Annotated in this window: 14 protein-coding genes; 11 read left to right on the top strand and 3 right to left on the bottom strand. The window is 65.5% G+C overall.

Features of this window, described 5'->3' with window-relative positions; translation table 11 throughout:
• Window positions 1–48: 48 nt before the first annotated feature.
• The 10 genes from ACVWY1_RS07675 (at window position 49) to ACVWY1_RS07630 (ending at window position 14704) form a co-directional block, all read left to right on the top strand.
• Entirely contained in the window at window positions 49–1824 is a 1776-nt protein-coding gene (locus ACVWY1_RS07675; protein ID WP_457378061.1) for an ABC transporter ATP-binding protein, read from the top strand.
• Window positions 1817–3667 (top strand): ABC transporter ATP-binding protein, encoded by a 1851-nt coding sequence (locus ACVWY1_RS07670; protein ID WP_457378060.1) that lies wholly within the window; start codon window positions 1817–1819, stop codon window positions 3665–3667. Before ACVWY1_RS07675 ends, ACVWY1_RS07670 begins: the two co-directional genes overlap by 8 nt.
• A 273-nt stretch (window positions 3668–3940) precedes the next feature.
• Window positions 3941–5089 (top strand): LLM class flavin-dependent oxidoreductase, encoded by a 1149-nt coding sequence (locus ACVWY1_RS07665; protein WP_457378059.1) that lies wholly within the window; start codon window positions 3941–3943, stop codon window positions 5087–5089.
• Between the two features lie 19 nt (window positions 5090–5108).
• Complete coding sequence (locus tag ACVWY1_RS07660; RefSeq protein ID WP_102683994.1) at window positions 5109–6173, top strand: ABC transporter substrate-binding protein; 1065 nt, start codon at window positions 5109–5111, stop codon at window positions 6171–6173.
• On the top strand, window positions 6170–7228 hold the full coding sequence (locus ACVWY1_RS07655; RefSeq protein ID WP_401105134.1) for an ABC transporter substrate-binding protein: 1059 nt from the start codon (window positions 6170–6172) through the stop codon (window positions 7226–7228). The genes ACVWY1_RS07660 and ACVWY1_RS07655 overlap by 4 nt, the downstream gene beginning before the upstream one ends.
• 207 nt (window positions 7229–7435) lie before the next feature.
• The gene (locus ACVWY1_RS07650; protein WP_457378058.1) at window positions 7436–9679 is read left to right on the top strand and encodes a TonB-dependent receptor; all 2244 of its coding nucleotides are present in this window, start codon (window positions 7436–7438) and stop codon (window positions 9677–9679) included.
• Window positions 9680–9744: 65 nt separating this feature from the next.
• Window positions 9745–12192: a TonB-dependent receptor plug domain-containing protein gene (locus ACVWY1_RS07645; RefSeq protein WP_457378057.1), complete on the top strand. Its 2448-nt coding sequence runs from the start codon at window positions 9745–9747 to the stop codon at window positions 12190–12192.
• A gap of 196 nt (window positions 12193–12388) precedes the next feature.
• Window positions 12389–13141, top strand: coding sequence for an ABC transporter permease (locus tag ACVWY1_RS07640; RefSeq protein ID WP_110699580.1), 753 nt, complete (start codon window positions 12389–12391; stop codon window positions 13139–13141).
• A gap of 10 nt (window positions 13142–13151) precedes the next feature.
• The gene (locus ACVWY1_RS07635; protein WP_401105128.1) at window positions 13152–13907 is read left to right on the top strand and encodes an ABC transporter permease; all 756 of its coding nucleotides are present in this window, start codon (window positions 13152–13154) and stop codon (window positions 13905–13907) included.
• A gap of 11 nt (window positions 13908–13918) precedes the next feature.
• A complete protein-coding gene (locus ACVWY1_RS07630) occupies window positions 13919–14704 on the top strand; it encodes an ABC transporter ATP-binding protein (RefSeq protein ID WP_277503655.1) in 786 nt (261 codons plus the stop codon).
• Window positions 14705–14840: 136 nt separating this feature from the next.
• Here ACVWY1_RS07630 and ACVWY1_RS07625 read toward each other — a convergent pair whose 3' ends face one another.
• Genes ACVWY1_RS07625 through ACVWY1_RS07615 form a run of 3 tightly spaced genes read right to left on the bottom strand, consistent with a single transcriptional unit; the run spans window position 14841 to window position 16592 of the window.
• On the bottom strand, window positions 14841–15395 hold the full coding sequence (locus ACVWY1_RS07625) for a hypothetical protein (protein WP_277503653.1): 555 nt from the start codon (window positions 15393–15395) through the stop codon (window positions 14841–14843).
• The gene (locus ACVWY1_RS07620) at window positions 15392–15916 is read right to left on the bottom strand and encodes a hypothetical protein (protein WP_277503652.1); all 525 of its coding nucleotides are present in this window, start codon (window positions 15914–15916) and stop codon (window positions 15392–15394) included. The genes ACVWY1_RS07625 and ACVWY1_RS07620 overlap by 4 nt, the downstream gene beginning before the upstream one ends.
• Before the next feature lie 22 nt (window positions 15917–15938).
• Window positions 15939–16592, bottom strand: a complete 654-nt coding sequence (locus ACVWY1_RS07615; protein WP_214501535.1) for a hypothetical protein — start codon at window positions 16590–16592, stop codon at window positions 15939–15941.
• Window positions 16593–16869: 277 nt separating this feature from the next.
• On the opposite strand from ACVWY1_RS07615, the gene ACVWY1_RS07610 reads away from it, so the two are divergent.
• Entirely contained in the window at window positions 16870–17601 is a 732-nt protein-coding gene (locus ACVWY1_RS07610; protein WP_457378056.1) for a tellurite resistance TerB family protein, read from the top strand.
• Window positions 17602–17619 lie beyond the last annotated feature (18 nt).

Raw genomic sequence — 17619 nt, 5'->3', positions numbered from 1 at the left:
AAGGCCGCTCCTGCAGGGGGCGGCGTCGCATTCTGATCGAGCATTTACATGAACCACCCTCTACTTCGGGCCTTGGCCATCTATCGCGAAATGCCTTGGCGCTTCGCCCTGGTCACAGCCTTGTACATGGCCGGCAATCTCGGCCTGGCCTGGCAACAGTGGCTGATCGGCCACGCGGTCGACGATGTCAGCGCCGGTCGCGCCGTGTCGCGCCTGGCTGATGGCAGCCTGGACGCCAGTACCGCCTGGCACTGGCTGTGGCTGCTGTTGGCCATCGCCTTGGGCCGCGGCCTGCTGCAATACGCCGCCGCCGTGCTGTCGCTGGTGCTCAGCCAGGCCCTGCTCACGCGCCTGCGCGAACGCATCCTCAACCAGGTGCAGCGCCTGCACCTTGGCTACCACTGGGGCCACGGCATGGGTGAACTGGTCACCCGCACCACCCGCGATGCCGACAAGGTGCGCGACGCATTGATCACCTTCTGGCGGCAGATCATCGAAACACCGCTGGTGGTGATCGCCGCCGTCGGCCTGTTGAGCTGGTACGACCCGCTGTTGGGCCTGGTGCCCTTGCTGCTGACCGGCGCCGGGCTGTGGCTGTTCGTGGTACAGACCGATCGCCTGGTAACCCTGGACCGTGCCGTGGGCGCCGCCTATGACCAGGTCAGCCAGGACCTGGCCGAAGGCATCGGCGGCGTGCGGGTGATCAAGGCTTTCGGCCTGGAACGCCAGCGTATCGCCCGATTTGCCAGCCAGGTCGAGGTGTTCACCCATCACGCCCACGCTGCCCTCGCCTACGCCAGTTCGCGCATTCCGCTACCGCAGGCAGTGGTGGCGCTGGGGCATGTGTGGATCCTGGTCTACGGCGCCCATCGCGTGGCGGCTGGTGCTCTGGGCATCGGCGAACTGGTCACCTCGCTGCTGCTGGCGACCACGTTGGTGTTCCGTATCGAAGGCATCGGCCGGGTGATGCAGACCTTCGCCGATGCCCGCGCCAGCGCCGAACGCATCTGGCAGTTGCTGGACGAACGCCCGGCCATCCTCGGCGGCCATGCCACACTGCCTGCCGGGCCGCTGGGACTGAAGCTGAACCAGGTGCAGGCCAGTGCAGCAGAGGCTGGTCGGTCTGTGTTGCAGGACTGCTCGCTGACCCTGCTACCCGGTGAGGTGGTGGCGCTGGTCGGCGCCACCGGTACCGGCAAGAGCCTGCTGGCCAGCCTGCTGCCGCGCCTGACCGACGTAGAGCACGGCAGCGTGCAGGTCGGCAGTGATGCCGGCGGTTGGCATGACGTACGCAACCTGGACCTGACTGACCTGCGCCGCCGCGTTCACGTACTGCCGCAGGAAAGCTTCCTGTTCTCCGACAGCCTGGCCGCCAACCTGCGCCTGTGCGCACCGCAAGCCAGCAACGCCCAGTTGCGTGAAGCCTTGCGCCTGGCTGCCGCCGAGGATGTGTTGGCGCGCCTGCCCCACGGCCTGGATACGCCGCTGGGTGACCGTGGCGTTACCTTGTCTGGCGGTCAGCGCCAGCGCCTGTGCCTGGCCCGAGCGCTGATTAGTGCACCCGATATCCTCTGCCTGGACGACGCCACCAGCGCCCTGGATGCCCTGGGCGAACGCCAGGTGCTGCACAACATCCGCCACCTGCACAGTGCCCACGGTCAAGGCCCGACCTTGCTCCTGATCACCAGCCGCCTCTCCACCCTGCTGCAGGCCGACCGCGTGCTGATGCTGGAAAACGGCCGTATCAGCGCCAGCGGCAGCCATGCCGAACTGAGCGCGAACAATGCCCATTACCGCGATTTGCTGGGGGTCGACCATGACTGATGTGCAACACGCGCCCGCCAGCGATATCGACATCGAGCAGCGCCTGGCCCGCCAAACACTGGACCGGGGTATGTTCCACCGCCTGCTGCCTCTGTTGCGGCCCATTCGTGGGCAGATCCTGGCGGTGATCGGCATCGAGCTTCTGCTGGTGTTTACCGTGTTCCTGCGCCCGTGGTTCGTGCGCGAACTGCTGGACAAGGGCTTGGTACACAGAGCCGACCACTGGCTGCTCGACGAACGCCTGGTGCTGTGGCTGGGCCTTGGCCTGGCGGCGAGCTGGCTGGGACGCTTTCTGCTGGCCGGCGTATCGCAGTTCATTGCCGGGCGCGCGGCGATCGGCGTGCTCAACAACCTGCGGGTCAAGGTGTTCGCCCATGTGCAGGCATTGTCGGTGAACTACTTCGACCAGACCCGTGCCGGGCGGATCATTTCCCGCGTTGACCGTGATGTCGATGCACTGGAGCCACTGCTGGTGCAAGGCCCACCAGAACTGCTGGGCGCCCTGCTGCGCTGCGGGTTGGCTGCGCTGATGCTGTGGCGCATAGAGCCCAGTTTCTTCTACAGCCTGGCCGCCACTGTACCGTTGCTGGCCGTGGCCACCTGGCGCTTCAAGCGGGTGTCGCAGCGCAACTGGGCCAAGGTGGCGGAGCAACGCAGCCGCTTCACCGCGCATCTGGTCGAGAGCGTAAGCGGGGTGCGGCTGATCCAGCAATGCGGGCAAGCGCAGATCAACCAGGCCCGCTACCGGAGGCTGCTGGAAGACTTCAACCAGGCGCTGATCCGGGGCAGCCTGCGCGCTGGCTGGTTCGCCCCGTTCACCGCGTTGCTCAGCACCGCTGGCATGGCCGTGCTGTTGCTGGTCGGCGCCCATGGCCTGGCCGAGGGCAAGGTCAGCGTTGGCCAAGTGGCAGAGAGCCTGTTCTACGTGTTTCTGTTCCTCGGCCCGCTGCAGGAGTTGTCGGACCTGTTCGAGCGCTATGCCACCGGCAGTGCCTCGGCCCAGCGCATCTTCCTGTTGCTCGACACACGCCCGCAGGTACTCGACCCACCTGCGCCACAAGCGCTGGCCAGGGCACATGGCCAGGTGGACTTCGAAGAGGTCGGTTTTGCCTATCTGCCAAACAGCCCACGGCCAGTGATTGACCGGCTCGACCTGCATATTCGCGCTGGTGAAGTGATAGCCATCGTCGGCCCCTCGGGGCATGGCAAAAGCACCTTGGTACAGCTGCTGACGCGCTTCTACGAAGTGCAGGACGGCGCCGTGAAGCTGGATGGCATCGACCTGCGTGCCCTGGCCCAGCATGACGTGCGGCGCAACGTGGGCGTGGTGTTGCAGGACAACGTGCTGTTCAGCGGTAGCATCCTCGACAACCTGCGCCTGGCCTCGCCAGCTGCCAGTGATGCGCAGCTGATTGCCGCGGCCCGCGAGCTGGGCGCCGACGAAGTGCTGGAGCGCCTGCCGCAGCGCTACCATACCGAAGTCGGCCCGCTGGGCACGCACCTGAGCCATGGCCAGCGCCAGTTGGTGTGCCTGGTGCGGGCTTACCTTGCCGACCCGGCGGTGCTGGTGCTGGACGAAGCCACCTCGGCGGTGGACGTGCACACCGAACGGCGCATCCAGCGCGCCCTGCGCCGGCTGTGCCAGGGGCGCACGGCGATCATCATTGCCCACCGGTTGGCGACTATTCGTGATGCTGACCGGATTGCCGTGGTGAAGCATGGGCGGGTGGTGGAGCAAGGGGCGCATGCCGAACTGATCGGGCGCGGGGGTGCCTATGCGGCGCTCCATGACGCGTATCTGCGCAGTGCCGGGGAGGTTGTAGCCGAGAACATCGAAGCCTGACTTGCCGGCCTTTTCGCGGGGCAAGCCCGCTCACACAGATATGGCGCTGGACTTACTGACCGCGCCGGCCCCTTGGGAGCGGGCTTGCCACGCGAAGAGGCCGGACCTGTTCATGCTGCTGTCCCAGCATCCACTGCTGCCCGATTGCTGCCACAGCAGCACCCCTCTCCCCGTCTACTCCACAAATCCCCGCCCCACAGGCCCTGCGCCATGCATGGCACAGCCGTTGCACCACCCTCCCCACTCGCACACCCTCCCCCTTCAGGAGTCCCCATGACCACCGAATTCTTCTGGCGCCTGCCCTTGGGTACCGACGGCCCGCAGCTGTCCACCGATAGCCACAACCGTGGCAACCCTGTACACCGCGCCGGCAACATCGCCCCCGGCCGCCTGCCCGATGGCCAGGCCGACGGTTTTACCTACATCGACTACATCGCCCAGGTGGCCAAGGCCGCCGAGCTGGCCGGCTTCGAGGGCGCGCTGCTGCCCACCGGCCCGGAGCCGTGGATTGCCGCCGCCGCGCTCGCCCGCGAAACCCGGCGCATCCGTTTCCTGATCGCTTTCCAGGCCACCTGGACCCTGCCCGCCTATGCCGCCCAGCAGGCGGCAATCCTGCAGAATCTCAGCGGTGGCCGGCTGGACTGGAACATCATCACCGGCGGTAACCCGGCCAGCCAACGCGCCAATGGCGATTTCCTGGAACATGACCTGCGCTACAAGCGCACCGGCGAATTCCTCGACGTGATCCAGGGCCTGTGGGCGCAGGACAGGTTCTCCTACGATGGAGACATCTACCGCCTGGAAAACGGCAGCCTGCCGCCAGGCCTGCAGCACGAACGCAAACCGGGCGTGTACTTCTCCGGATTTTCCGATGCCGCGCTGGAGGTGGCCGCGCGCCATGCCGACGTATACCTGAACTGGGCCGAGCCGATCGACAAGCTCAAGCCGCATATCGAACGGGTACGCGAGCTGGCCGACAAGCAAGGGCGCACGGTGCGCTTCGGTCTGCGCGTCGACCTGTTCGCCCGCGAAACCGAGGAGCAGGCGTGGCGCGAGCTGCGCCAGCAGTTCGAACGCCTGGAAGGCAAAGCCAGCGCCAGCGCCAAGGGCTTCGTGACCGGTTCGGACTCTGTGGGCGGCGCACGGCAGGCGGCCTATCACCAAGGCTTGCAAGGCTTCGATGAGCTGGTGCTGGCGCGCAACCTGTGGGCCGGCTTTGCCAAGGCCAAGCCTGGCCCTACCGTGGGCCTGGTGGGCAGCCACCAGCATATCGCCGAACGCCTGGCCGAATACCGCGATGCCGGTTTCAGCACCTTCATTCTCGCCGCCAACCCGCACCTGGAAGAGGCCCTACGCATCGGCCAGGAAGTGCTGCCGCTGGTGCAACAGGCGACTACTCCCCCTTTGCAGGCCAGCGCCTGATCCCGACCGGAGCCCGAACATGAGCCAACCCCTCGAAACCCTGTGGTACACCCGCTGTCCGGTGCCCACCGGCCTGGGCATTGCCGTGCAGCAAGGCTGGCTGCAAGACGACCTGGCCAGCCTGGGCACCCAGGTGCAATCGCTGCGCGAAGCCGACCAGCAGGCGGTGCGCGAATCGCACTTCGACCACAGCCTGCTCAACTCGGTGCGCCATGGCGGCAGCATCCCGGCCATCTGGGCCCGCGCCCAGGGCCGCGAAACCCGCGTGATCGGCCTGTCGTGGGCCGATGAGGCGCAGCTGATCCTGACCCGGCCAGACAGCGGCATCCACAGCGTGAAAGACCTCAAGGGCCGGCGCTTCGGGCTGCCTGACTGGGCTGCCGCGCAGATCGACTTCACCCGTGCCCAGGCCCTGCGCGGGCTGGAAAACGCCTTGAAGCTCGAAGGGCTGCAAGTGGGCGACGTGGCGCTGGTCAACTACCGATACGACGGGACCTTCAGCGACCGCCCAGTGCGCAACGTGGCCGGCACACCGGTGTCCAGTACCCAGAGCGAAGGCCGCAACCTGGAACTGGCTGGCCTGCTGCGCGGCGAAGTGGACGCCATCTTCCTCAAGGGTGCCAGCGCCGTGCAACTGGCCCACGCCTTTGCCCTGCACACGGTGATCGATACCGGCAGCCACCCCGACCCACTGATCCGCAGCAACAACGGCACGCCGCGCACCCTGGCGGTGGACAGCCACCTGCTGACGCAGCACCCGCACGTGGTACGCACCCTGCTCGGTTCGGTGCTGCGCGCCGAGCGCTGGGCGCACCAGCACCCGGATGAAACCCGCCGCTACCTGGCGCGAGAAACCAACAGCAGCGAGTACTGGGTGCAAGTGGCCTACGGCAATGACGCCCACCTGCGCCTGAGCACCCGCCTGGACGAGCAGGCCATCGTGGCCTTGCAGGATTTTGTCGAGTTCCTCGCACGCTGGCGCTTCATTCCGGCGCGCTTCGAGGTACGCGACTGGATCGCCCGCCAACCCCTGGATCAGTTGCTGGCCCCCACTCCCATGGACAGGAAACCCGTTACCCCATGACCAAGCCCCTGGAAACCCTCTGGTACACCCACAGCCCGGTGCCCACCGGTCTCGGCATTGCCGTGCAGTCGGGGCGCCTGGCCAAGGCCTTTGCGCCATTCGGCACCAATATCCAGTCGCTGCGCGAGTCCAGCGAACGCGAGGTGCGCGAGGCCCACTACGACCACCACCTGCAGAACTCGGTGCGCCATGGCGGCAACATCCCGGCGATCTGGGCCTACGCCAACGGCGTCGAAACCCGCGTGCTGGGGCTGTCGTGGAGCGATGAGGTGCAGTTGATCCTCACCACCGAAGAAAGCGGTGTACGCAGCATCCGCGACTTGAAGAACCGCCGCTTCGGCTTGCCCAAGTGGGCCAATGTGCAGATCGACTTCACCCGTGCCCAAGCCCTGCGCGGGCTGGAAAACGCCCTGAAGCTCGAAGGCCTGGCGGTGGCCGATGTGGAGCTGGTCGACTACCCCTACGGCGGCACCTACAGCGACGATGCCAAGCAGCACCTGTATGGCGCCGAAGTGAGCCTGGACACCAGCCGCTTCAGCCGCCGCAACAACGAGCTGATCGGCCTGCTGCGTGGCGACATCGACGCCATCTTCCTCAAGGGCGCCCATGCGGTACACCTGGCCCATGAGTTCGGCCTGCGCGTGGTGGTGGATACCGGCAGCCACCCCGACCCACTGATCCGCAGCAACAACGGCACGCCGCGCACGCTGACCGTCGACCGGCACTTGCTGGAGAACCACTTCGAGGCCAGCCGCACGCTGGTCGACACGGTGCTGCGCACCGAGCAATGGGCCTGGGCCAACCCCGAAGAGACTCGGCGCTTTCTGGCGCGTGAACTGAACACCAGCGAGTACTGGGTAGCGGCGGCCTATGGCGATGATGCGCACCGGCGGTTGCGTACGACGCTGGACAGCCGCTCGATCGAGGCGCTGCAGGACTTTACCGAATTCCTGTTCAGGTGGGGGTTCATACCTCGGCGCTTCGATGTGCGGGAGTGGATTGATTTTCGCGTGCTGGAGAATGTGATCGGCTCGACTTCGCGCTTGGCCGTTTAAGACGCTGGGGCTGCTGCGCAGCAGCCCCAGGCATTTCTGCCACCCCACTGCTGCCCCAGCAGCACCCGCCCAGCACCCCACTGCTGCCCAACCTGCAAGACCCTCCAAGCAAAGGCATTAAATTCATATAAATCAATCATTTAACAATGTGGCACAGTCCCTGCTCTAGCTCTCCCCAACAACGTTTTACATACGGGGAGATCCACCATGCACCAACGTCAACCACTCGCCCGCCAGGTCAGCCTTGCGCTGCTGCTGGCCGGCACCGGCACCCAGGCCATCGCCGCCAACGAAGACAAAAAGAACGAACCGGCCCTGGAAACCGTCACCGTCACCGCCCAGCACCGCGAACAGACTTTGCAGGAAGTCCCGGTCGCCGTGTCGGCCATCAAGGGCACCAGCATCACTGCCGACGGTGTGCGCGCGATGGGCGACATCACCACCTTCGTGCCCAACGCCTCGGCCAAGAACCCCGACGGCGACGGTCGCCCGCGTTGGTACATCCGCGGCCTGGGCACCGGCGACACTGGCGCGGCGACGGTCTACCCGGTGGGCATCTACGCCGATGACGTGTACCTCAACGCGCCCATCGCCGGTGGTGGGCCGCTGTTCGACCTGGAACGCATCGAAATCCTGCGTGGCCCGCAAGGCACCCTGTATGGCAAGAACACCACGGCCGGCGCGGTCAACGTGATCTCGAAAAAGCCGACCTTCGACACCGACGGCTACGGCACGGTCGGCTTCGGTACCAAGAACGAGCGCATTGTCACCGGTGCCATCGGTGGTGCGCTTGTGGATGAAAAATTGGCTGGGCGGGTAGCGCTGTACTCCGAGGAGCGCGACGGTTTCCAGAACAACGACTTCGATGGCAACACTTACGGCGATGTGAACAAGAAGGCCATCCGCCTGCAGTTCCTGGCCCAGCTCAACCCCGACCTGGACGCCCTGCTCAAGCTGCACAGCCGCCAGTTCAAGGGCGACGGCAGCAACGGCTCGCTGCCGGTGGGCCGCTACTACAACGTCGGCTACGAACGCCCGCACGGGCGCGACATCTCGTTGAACGTCAATGAAGACTATCGCCTGGACCACGACGGCGCCTCGCTGACCCTCAACTGGTACCTGGGCGACTACACCCTGACCTCGATCAGTGCCTACGACTACATCCGCAACCGCTCCACCAGCGATGCCGACTACACCCCCTACGAGGTCAACGGCGCGGCCATCACCGACAACAGCTACCGCCAGTGGTCGCAGGAGCTGCGCCTGGCCTCGCCGGAAGACCGCCCACTGCACTGGCTGGTGGGCACCCACTACTTCCATGAAGACCTGGACAGCTCTGCGCAGCGTATCGTCACCCCGGGGCCGACCCCCAACGGTAGCGGCTCAAACCAGGTGGGCACCACCGCGTTCCGCGACCTGGGTTACGATCACCGCACCGACAGCTACGCCCTGTTCGGCAACCTGACCTACGACTTCACCGATGACTTCAGCGTCACCGGCGGCCTGCGCTGGACCCAGGAGAAAAAGGACATCGACCTGGACCTGGTGCAGCAGACCCGTGCCACGGCCAGTGGCCCGCTGATCCCATTGGCTGGAGCAGGCACCAACGGCAACCGCCAGGAAGACAAGACCTGGGAAGCCTGGACTTACGACCTGACGCCTGAATACCGCATCAACGACAACCTGCGGGTGTTCTTCCGCTACGCCCATGGCTTCCGCTCGGGCGGCTTCAACACCGGGCTGTCGACCAGCCTGGCACAGTTGACCACGGTCGACCCGGAAAAGCTGGACGCCTACGAACTGGGGCTGAAGTCGGAGTGGTTCGACCGCCGCCTCACGGTCAACGCGAACATCTTCTACTACGACTACTCCGACATCCAGGTGAACCTGCTGACGGTGAACAACGGCGTGCTCACCACCGCTCTGACCAACGGCGCCAAGGGCAAGGTCAAGGGCGCGGAACTTGAGATCGAGGGCCAGCCGACCGAACGCCTGCACCTGCGCGCGGCGTTATCGTTCCTGGACACCGAGTACACCGACTTCAAGAACACCAACCCCACCACCGGCGCAGTGACCGGCGACTACAGCGGCAACAGCTTCGTGCGTTCGCCGCGCAACGTGGTGTCGCTGGGGGCGGACTACACCATCCCGCTGGAAGTGGGCGGCAAGCTGGTGGCCGGCGGCGACGTGAGCTTCCGTGACAAAGAGTACTTCCTGGCCGACCGGCAGAGCAGCGCCGACGCCACCCTCAGCCAACCCCACTACACCCTGGCCAACGCCCGCCTGAGCTGGTTCAGCCATGACGACAAGCTGAGCGTGACTGGCTTCGTCAACAACCTCACCGACCGCCGCTACCAGGTGCACGGCCGGCCCAACGGCACCGCCGGGCAGTACGTGATCACCTACGGTGACCCGCGCACCGTCGGGCTCAGCGTTACCAGCCGCTTCTGATTATCAGGCCATTGGGCTGCTGTGCAGCAGCCCCAATGCATCACGCTGCATAAAAGGATTACTCCATGCCCCGTCCAACCGCCTTGGCCAGCGCCATCGCCCTGGCCATCGCCGGCCTTGCCGTGCCCGCATTCGCCGCCGAACCCTCCGCCCGCCTCGACACCGTTGTCGTGGTCGGCACCCATCGCAGCGACGTCACCGCCCTGCAAAGCGCCGCCCCGGTCGATGTGCTGAGCGGCGAAAAACTCCAGCAAACCGGTGCCAGCGACCTGTCCGCCGCGCTCACCGCGCTGTCGCCCTCGTTCAGCTTCCCACAGTCGCCGCAAGGTGCGTTTGCCGGCTCCATCGCCCAGGGCGCCTCGCTGCGCGGCCTGGCTTCGGACCAGGTCCTGGTGCTGGTCAACGGCAAACGCCGCCATACCAGCGCCAACGTCACCCGCCAGGGCCTGGTCAACGCCCGGGGCGCGGCAGCAGTGGACCTTAGCCTGATCCCGCTGTCAGCCATCGAACGGGTGGAAATCCTGCGCGATGGCGCCGCCGCTCAGTACGGCTCGGATGCCATCGCCGGGGTGATCAACATCGTGCTCAAGGAGCGCGACGAAGGCGGCAACGCCGGCTACCGCTTCGGCGGCTACAAGAAAGGCGACGGCCTGCAGCGCAAGCTCAGCGGCTGGAAGGGCTTTGCCCTGCCCAACGACGGCTTCCTGACCCTGGCCTTCGACGCCGGCAGCCAGGACCCCGCCAGCGATACCCGTGACGACAACCGCCTCTTCTACCCCGGCTCCACCAGCATCGACACACCGCGCGAGCAGAACAACCGCTACCGCAACTGGCGCTGGGGCTCGGGCAATGTCTCGGACCAGTACAACTTCACCGCCAATGCCGAAATGGGCTTGAGCGAGGGCCTGAGCGCCTATGGTTTCGCAACCTACGCGCACAAGAACACCGATGCCGAGAACTTCTTCGACCCACCGACCACCCTGCGCAGCAACTATGGCAGCGTAGCCCTGGCGCGCTACCCAGACGGCCGCCTGCCAGTCACCCGCTACGGCCTGGAGGACTATGCCGTCACCGGTGGCCTGCGCCTTGAAAACGACACCCTGGGCAACTTCGACCTGGCACTGAACTACGGTAACAACCGCGTCGACTCCACCGACCGCAACGCCATCAACCCCAGCTGGGGCACCACCAGCCCGTCGACCATCTACACCGGCCGCCGCGAAGCAGACCAGACCAACCTGACCCTGGACTGGACCCGCGATTTCGCCAACGACTGGCTGTTCAAGCCATTGACCGTGTCCGCCGGGCTGGCCTGGCGCCAGGAAAACTACGACCTCAGCGAGGGCGACGCTGCCGGCTGGTCCAACGGGCCGCTGTTCAACACGATCGACCCGATTACGGGCCGACGCATTCCTGGTTACTACTCGGGGATCACCCAGGTCGATGCGGTGTCGCTGGACCGCCGCGTGATCGGTGCCTACTTCGATGTCGAAGCCCAGCTGACCGAGAAATTCCAGGCCGGCGTGGCGGTGCGCAGCGAACATTACTCGGACTTTGGCGACACCACCAACGGCAAGCTGTCGCTGCGTTACGACTTCACCCCGCAAATTGCCGCGCGGGCCAGCGCCAGCACCGGTTACCGCGCGCCCTCGCTGGTGCAGAGCGGGTTGTCGTCGTTCAGCGTGCAGGTGGTGGAGCAGCCGCCGGGCAGTGGCAACTGGGTCGAGGTGCAGCAGCGCACCCTGCGCGCCGACAGCCCGGAAGCAGCCTTGCTGGGCGGCAAGGCACTGAAGCCGGAAGAGTCGACCAACTTCTCCGTGGGCCTGGTCTGGCAGCCACTGCCTAACGCCTCGCTCACACTCGATGCCTACCGCATCGACATCGACAACCGCATCACCCTGTCCGACCAGTTGCCCGCGTCGGTGGTCGGCCCGATCTTCGCCGGCACGCCCTACGCCAACATCCAGAGCGCGGCGTTCTACACCAACATCGCCGACACCCGCACCGACGGCTTCGAGCTGGCCGGGCATTACCAGCTGGACGTAGGCCGCTGGGGGCGTGTGGACTTCAATGGCGGCTATGCACGCAACAACACCCGCATCACCGGCCTGGGCGACGTGGGCAACATCCCCGGCAACCAGATCATCGGCCGCAACACCCAGGGCCTGATCGAAGACGGCACGCCCAAGGACAAGCTGACCCTCAGCGCCAACTGGCTGTATGACGGCTGGAGCGTCACCGTGGCCCAGCGCCGGTATGGCGAGTGGCAGAACCGCAACGCCGCCAACCCCGCCCTGGACCAGACCTTCAGCCCGCAGTGGGTAACCGACCTGGACGTGTCGTACCACTTCGACCTGGGCCTGACCTTGTCGGCGGGCGCGATCAACCTGTTCGACAGCCACCCGGACAAGCTTGAGGGCGCGCAGTTGTATGGCGTGCCGAAATACTCCATTACCAGCCCGGAGGGGGCGCAGGGGGCGTTCTACTACACCAGTGTGAGTTACGATTTCTGATCTGGAACCGAGTGGGCGGCTTCTCGGGCAAACCCGCGAAGCGCCAACGCCGATGCTGCTGACCGACTGCTGCTGCAGCAACACCGCGCTGCTTCCCCAGCACCATCCCCTCCCTGCAGCCCTGTAATCCAGGGCCTGCGCCGCCTGGCACAGCTCTTGCGATAAGCCGTTATCTCCTGCTCTCCCAAGGCCAGCCATGCGCGTGCTCTCGTCCCTTACCTGGTTCATCTCACCCCTGGCCCTGCTCACCCTCTGGGCCGTGGTGGCCAATGCCGGACTGTTTCCGGCCAACCTGCTGATCTCGCCGCTGGAGGTGTGGCGCAGCCTCACCGACCTGCTGGCCAGCGGCGAGCTGCAGGAGCACCTGGCCGGCAGCCTGTCGCGGCTGGCCCTGGGCTTTACCGGTGGCGCACTGGCCGGCCTGGCCTTTGGCGCGGCACTGGCGCTGTCGAAAACCGTGGAGGCTTACTGCGCCCCTCTGTTCCATACCCTGCGCCAGGTGCCGAGCATCGCGCTGATCCCGATGTTCGTGCTGCTGTTCGGCGTCGACGAAACCTTCAAGGTGGTCATCGTCGCCAAGACCGCGTTCTTCCCGGTGGCGCTGGCCACCTGCGAAGGCATCCGCGCGATCCCGCGCAGTCATTTCGAAGTGGCAGCGGTGTACCGCCTGCGCTGGCCCACGCTGGTAGGCCGGATTGCCCTGCCCGCCGCGGTCCCGGCCATTGTCACCGGTATCCGCGTGGCCCTCACCCGTGCCTGGGTGGTGCTGGTGGCCTGCGAACTGCTGGCGGCCGACAGCGGCCTGGGGCAGATGATCGAGATGGGCCGGCAGATGCTGCGCATCGATGTAGTGATGGTCGGCGTGGTGCTGACCGGGCTGATCGGTTTCTGCCTGGATTTCACCCTGCGCCGTGTGCAGCGGCGCCTGTCTGCCTGGCAAAGCCGCTGAGGAGGATGCGATGAAACTGCAGAGTGTGCGTGGCCTGGTGTTACCGCTATTGCTGCTCGGTGCCTGGGAATATGCCTCGCGCCAGGGCGCGACTGGCGCCTATGCCTTCGTACCGCTGGCGCAGGTAGGTAGCGCACTGGCCGAACTGCTGGCCAGCGGCGAGTTGCTGGTCAACCTGTGGGCGAGCCTGTTGCGCACCTGCAGCGGCCTTGCCATCGGCATCGTCGGCGGTGTCGGCCTGGGGGCGCTGATGGCCCTGTCCGTGCCGGCCAACCGTCTGATCGCACCGCTGTTCCATGCCCTGCGCCAGGTGCCGATGCTGGGCTGGATCCCGTTGATTGCCCTGTGGCTGGGTAACGGTGAAGGCGCCAAGCTGCTGATCGTCAGCCTGGCGGCGTTGTACCCGATGGTGCTGAACACCTTTGAAAGCCTGCGCCAGGTCGCCGGCCCGCACCGTGAGGCCGCGCGAGTATTGATGCTCGGCCGTTGGCAGCAACTGTGGCTGATCCTGCTGCCGGCGGCATTGCCAGGCATTGCCGCCGGCGTCTTGCAAGCCCTGGCCTTCGCCTGGGTTACCTCGGTGGGCAGCGAGTTGTTCCTGTCCGCCGGGGCTGGCCTTGGCAGCCTGATGATGAACGCCGAGGCCGCGGCGCGCATGGAGATCATCGTGGTCTGCGTGCTGTGTATCGGCCTGTGCGGCTACCTGATGTCCTGGCTGTGTTCCCTGCTTACCCGCCGCCTGCTGCGCTGGCAGCCCACCCGTTGAAAGGCCCGATCATGAACGCTATCGCCCATGCCTTACCCACCAGCGTCAGCCCTGGCGCCCTGACCATCCGCGGCCTGAGCAAGGCCTACCCGCTCAAGGGCAAGCCAGTGCCGGTACTTGAAGACATCGACCTGGACATCCGCCCCGGCGAGTTCGTCAGCATTCTCGGCGCCAGCGGCTGCGGAAAGTCGACCTTGCTACGACTGATCGTCGGCCTTGATCAGGATTACCAGGGGCAGATCCTGCTGGACCAGCAGGCGGTGCGCGGGCCGGGCCTTGAGCGCGGCATCGTGTTCCAGGACCACCGCCTGTTCCCGTGGATGACCCTGCAGCAGAACATTGCCCTGGCCTTGAAGAACCATAGGTTACCGGCGGCTGAAAAGAGCCGGCTGGTGGCCGAGCACATCGAACTGGTGGGCCTGGGCGGTTACGAGCAGGCCTACCCGCACCAGCTGTCTGGCGGCATGGCCCAGCGCGCGGCGATTGCCCGGGCACTGGTGAACAAACCCAAGGTGCTGTTGCTGGACGAACCGCTCGGCGCACTGGATGCCTTGACCCGGGTGCGTCTGCAACAGGAGCTGCAACGCATCTGGGTGCAGGAGCGCTGCACCGTGATCATGGTGACCCATGACGTCGAAGAGGCTCTGTACCTGGGTGACCGGGTGATCGTGATGGATGCGCGGCCTGGCAGGATAAAGGAAGACATCAGCATCCCCCTGCCCCATCCACGCCGACGAGACAGCGCACGCCTGCACGATCTCAAACAGCGTCTGTTGCAAGAATTGGCCGGCGCTTGAGCTCAGCGTTACGCATCATGCCGAATAGCACCCGGTTCGAACACGTGGGCGGTGGCAAGTCACATTCAGAACAATGCAGGTTCTGGATAAACCATCCTCGGATGTGCGATGGAGATCTCATTGTGCTGCCCACGACTTACCGTTGATCAACCAACCCAACCTGCCCCGCATCGTCAACATGGGGAATCAGCGCACTGGCCTCCAGGTCGCGCATCAGTTCAGTCAGCATCTGCCGCTGGTTCTCGGTGATCGGCGGCGGCACATACCAGGCGCCCACGCTCATGCCCTCACGCTTGTAGCTGAAGGTGCGCAGCAGCTCGCCGTCCTTGTAGACCTTTCCGGTCAGGTTGTGCACGTAGCTGTAGGGCATCGGGAACGTCAGCAGCGTCAGGGCGTTGAGCGCGACCAGAAAACCAGCCCCTTCGCCTGGTGGTTGGCTGATGACCAGGGCGTAACCCTTGCGCGGCAGTCCGTGATCGACGAAAGAGAATGCGCCGGACGACCTGACTGCGCTGGTCAGCTCGTCACGCTCCTGGACGTCGAAGCGGGTGTAGCCATCCGGCAGCACCAACAGGCTCATCGGCACATAGGGCTTTTGCGCGTGATAGCCCAGCGGCTTCATCGACGGGTTGCAGCCGCCGAGCAATGCCAGCCCGGCCGCCATCAGCGCCACCTTGACCAGGTTGTTCATCGCTGCGCCTCCAGCGGCTTGCTGGCCAGGTTGGCGGCCTGCATGTCACGGGCGAAAGCACGGGCGACCCGACGGATGTTTTCCTCGCGTTCAGGAACACCGAGGTCGAGCAGCCAGGCGTACTTGGCCATGTAGTTCTCATAGTGATAACGCTTGAGCACCTTGCCATCACGCATCACGGTGAAGTCGGCCTTGGTGTCCAGGTCACTCTGCAAGGGCAAGAGGAACAGAGTGGCGGCACTGAGGAACAGCAACGGCGCAGGCGCAACCTTGCGCTGGGCATCCAGCTTGACCATCACCTGGGTCTCCCCTTCGCCGGCGGCACCGTTCTCGACCTTGCTGAACACGCCGCTCTCGCGCAGGTAATTGCGCAGCTCGGTGCCGTGCTCGAGCGAATCGACCATTACCGCGATCGGCGGCAGGTAATCCTGGCCTGCCTCGATGTGCGGATCGGGCAAGGTCTGGGTACCTGCGCAGCCGGCCAGCAGCAGGCTGGCGCTGAGGAACAGAGTCTTTTTCATTGCGGGTTTTCCTGGGTACGGGTCACTTCGCCGGCTGGGCGGCTTGGGGCAGAGGCATGACGAAGGGGAATGCCGGCGCCATGTTCAAGTTCAGGGCCTGCAGGGGCGGCAATGCGGGGGTATAGCGCCGGGCGATCACTTCATCGCGCGGCTGCTGGTCGCCATGGAAGAACAGGCAGGCGGAAGGCCCGAGGCAACGCGAACGGAATTCGCCGATGTAGTACGCCTTGCCGGCTTCCAGGTGCATGGGCACGAGGAACTGTTCCCGTGCCCGGATGGAGCTGTAGCCACCGTTGTAGCCGTTCCAGAAGAACTGGAAGTCATAGAATTCGTAGTCGCCGGGCTTGAGGGGCATTACGAACACGCTGGCCTCGCCGGGCAGCGCCTGTTTGTCGGGGCCGCGCACCTCTTCGATGTCCTTCGGGGTGTGGGCCACCTCGGCAAACCCCCACCATGCTGCCGCGCCGTCCTGCGCGCCACGTTTGCGCAGGAGGATGCGCTGGTTGGTGTAGGCACTATCGCGGCCAAGGGGGCCGATGCTGCCTACCAGGTACGTTACTGGACCACCAGCGGCCGGTTGCAGGGCCTCGCTGACCAGGGCGGGGGATTTGGCGGCGCAGCCGGTAAGTAGGGCAAGCGGTAACAGACGTGCGAACGCACGGAGCAATCCAGACATGAAAAATCCTTGGGGCGGGTCTCGATCCATCGGCAGCTGCAATCAGCGAGCAAGCACCTCAGCTGCGGGGGCGCAATGATATAGCGCGGCAAGGGATCAGGCGAGCAGGAATACGGCCTTTTGCCACCATCATTGGGCAGGCGGTATTGCCCTCCCTCAATCCAAGCAACGACAACGCATTGAGCCGAACGCCCCATTGGTCAGGCGGTCATGGCGGATCGTCTTCAGGGGGCTATCGTTGCTTGTCTGGGCGACCACGACCGACGAGGGCGGTGCCATGAATACCAGTGATCTACTCGAACAGCTGCTTCGGGCAAGACAAGCTTCGCAGATGCAAAAAGGGAGCGGCGGCAGCTCATCGCAAGACAGCATGGGTGGCTTGGGTGGCTTGGGTGGCTTGCTCGGCGGCCTGCTTGGCGGCGACGGTACGACGGCTGGCGGTGGCGGCCTTGGTGGATTGCTGGGCGGACTGCTGGGCGGCGGTGGCAGCAACACTGGCGGCTATACCCAGGGGCGTTCCGCGGGCGGCGTCAATTACGCGGCCCTGGCGTCGCTGGGGATGATGGCATTCAAGGCCTATCAAAGCTGGCAGCGCAGCCAGGCGGCAGCCCCGCAGCAGGCGGTTCGCACGGTGGATCAACTGTCCGGCGCCGAGGCCGAGGATCACAGCCATGCGATCCTGCGCGCGCTGATTGCGGCGGCCAAGGCCGATGGGCGCATCGACCAGCAGGAAGAACAGTTGATCTACGCCGAAATCAAACGCCAGACCAGCGACCCGCAACTGCAGCAATGGCTGGATGAAGAAGTCGGCAAGCCACTCGATGCTGCAGAGGTGGCGCAGTCGGCGCGGGACCCGGCGATGGCCGCGGAAATGTACCTGGCCAGCGTGATGCTGGTGGATGACCAGCAGGAAGCAGAGCGGGCCTACCTGGATGAGCTGGCCGGCGCACTGCAACTCGATCCGGCATTGCAGGTGCATCTGGAGCAGCAGGCCAAGGGCGCCGCCTGACTTGGCAGCGATGCCTGC

The organism is Pseudomonas sp. TE6288, from assembly GCF_054062095.1.
The sequence above is the reverse complement of the archived record's forward strand: the minus strand, read 5'-3'. Positions and strand labels throughout refer to the sequence as shown.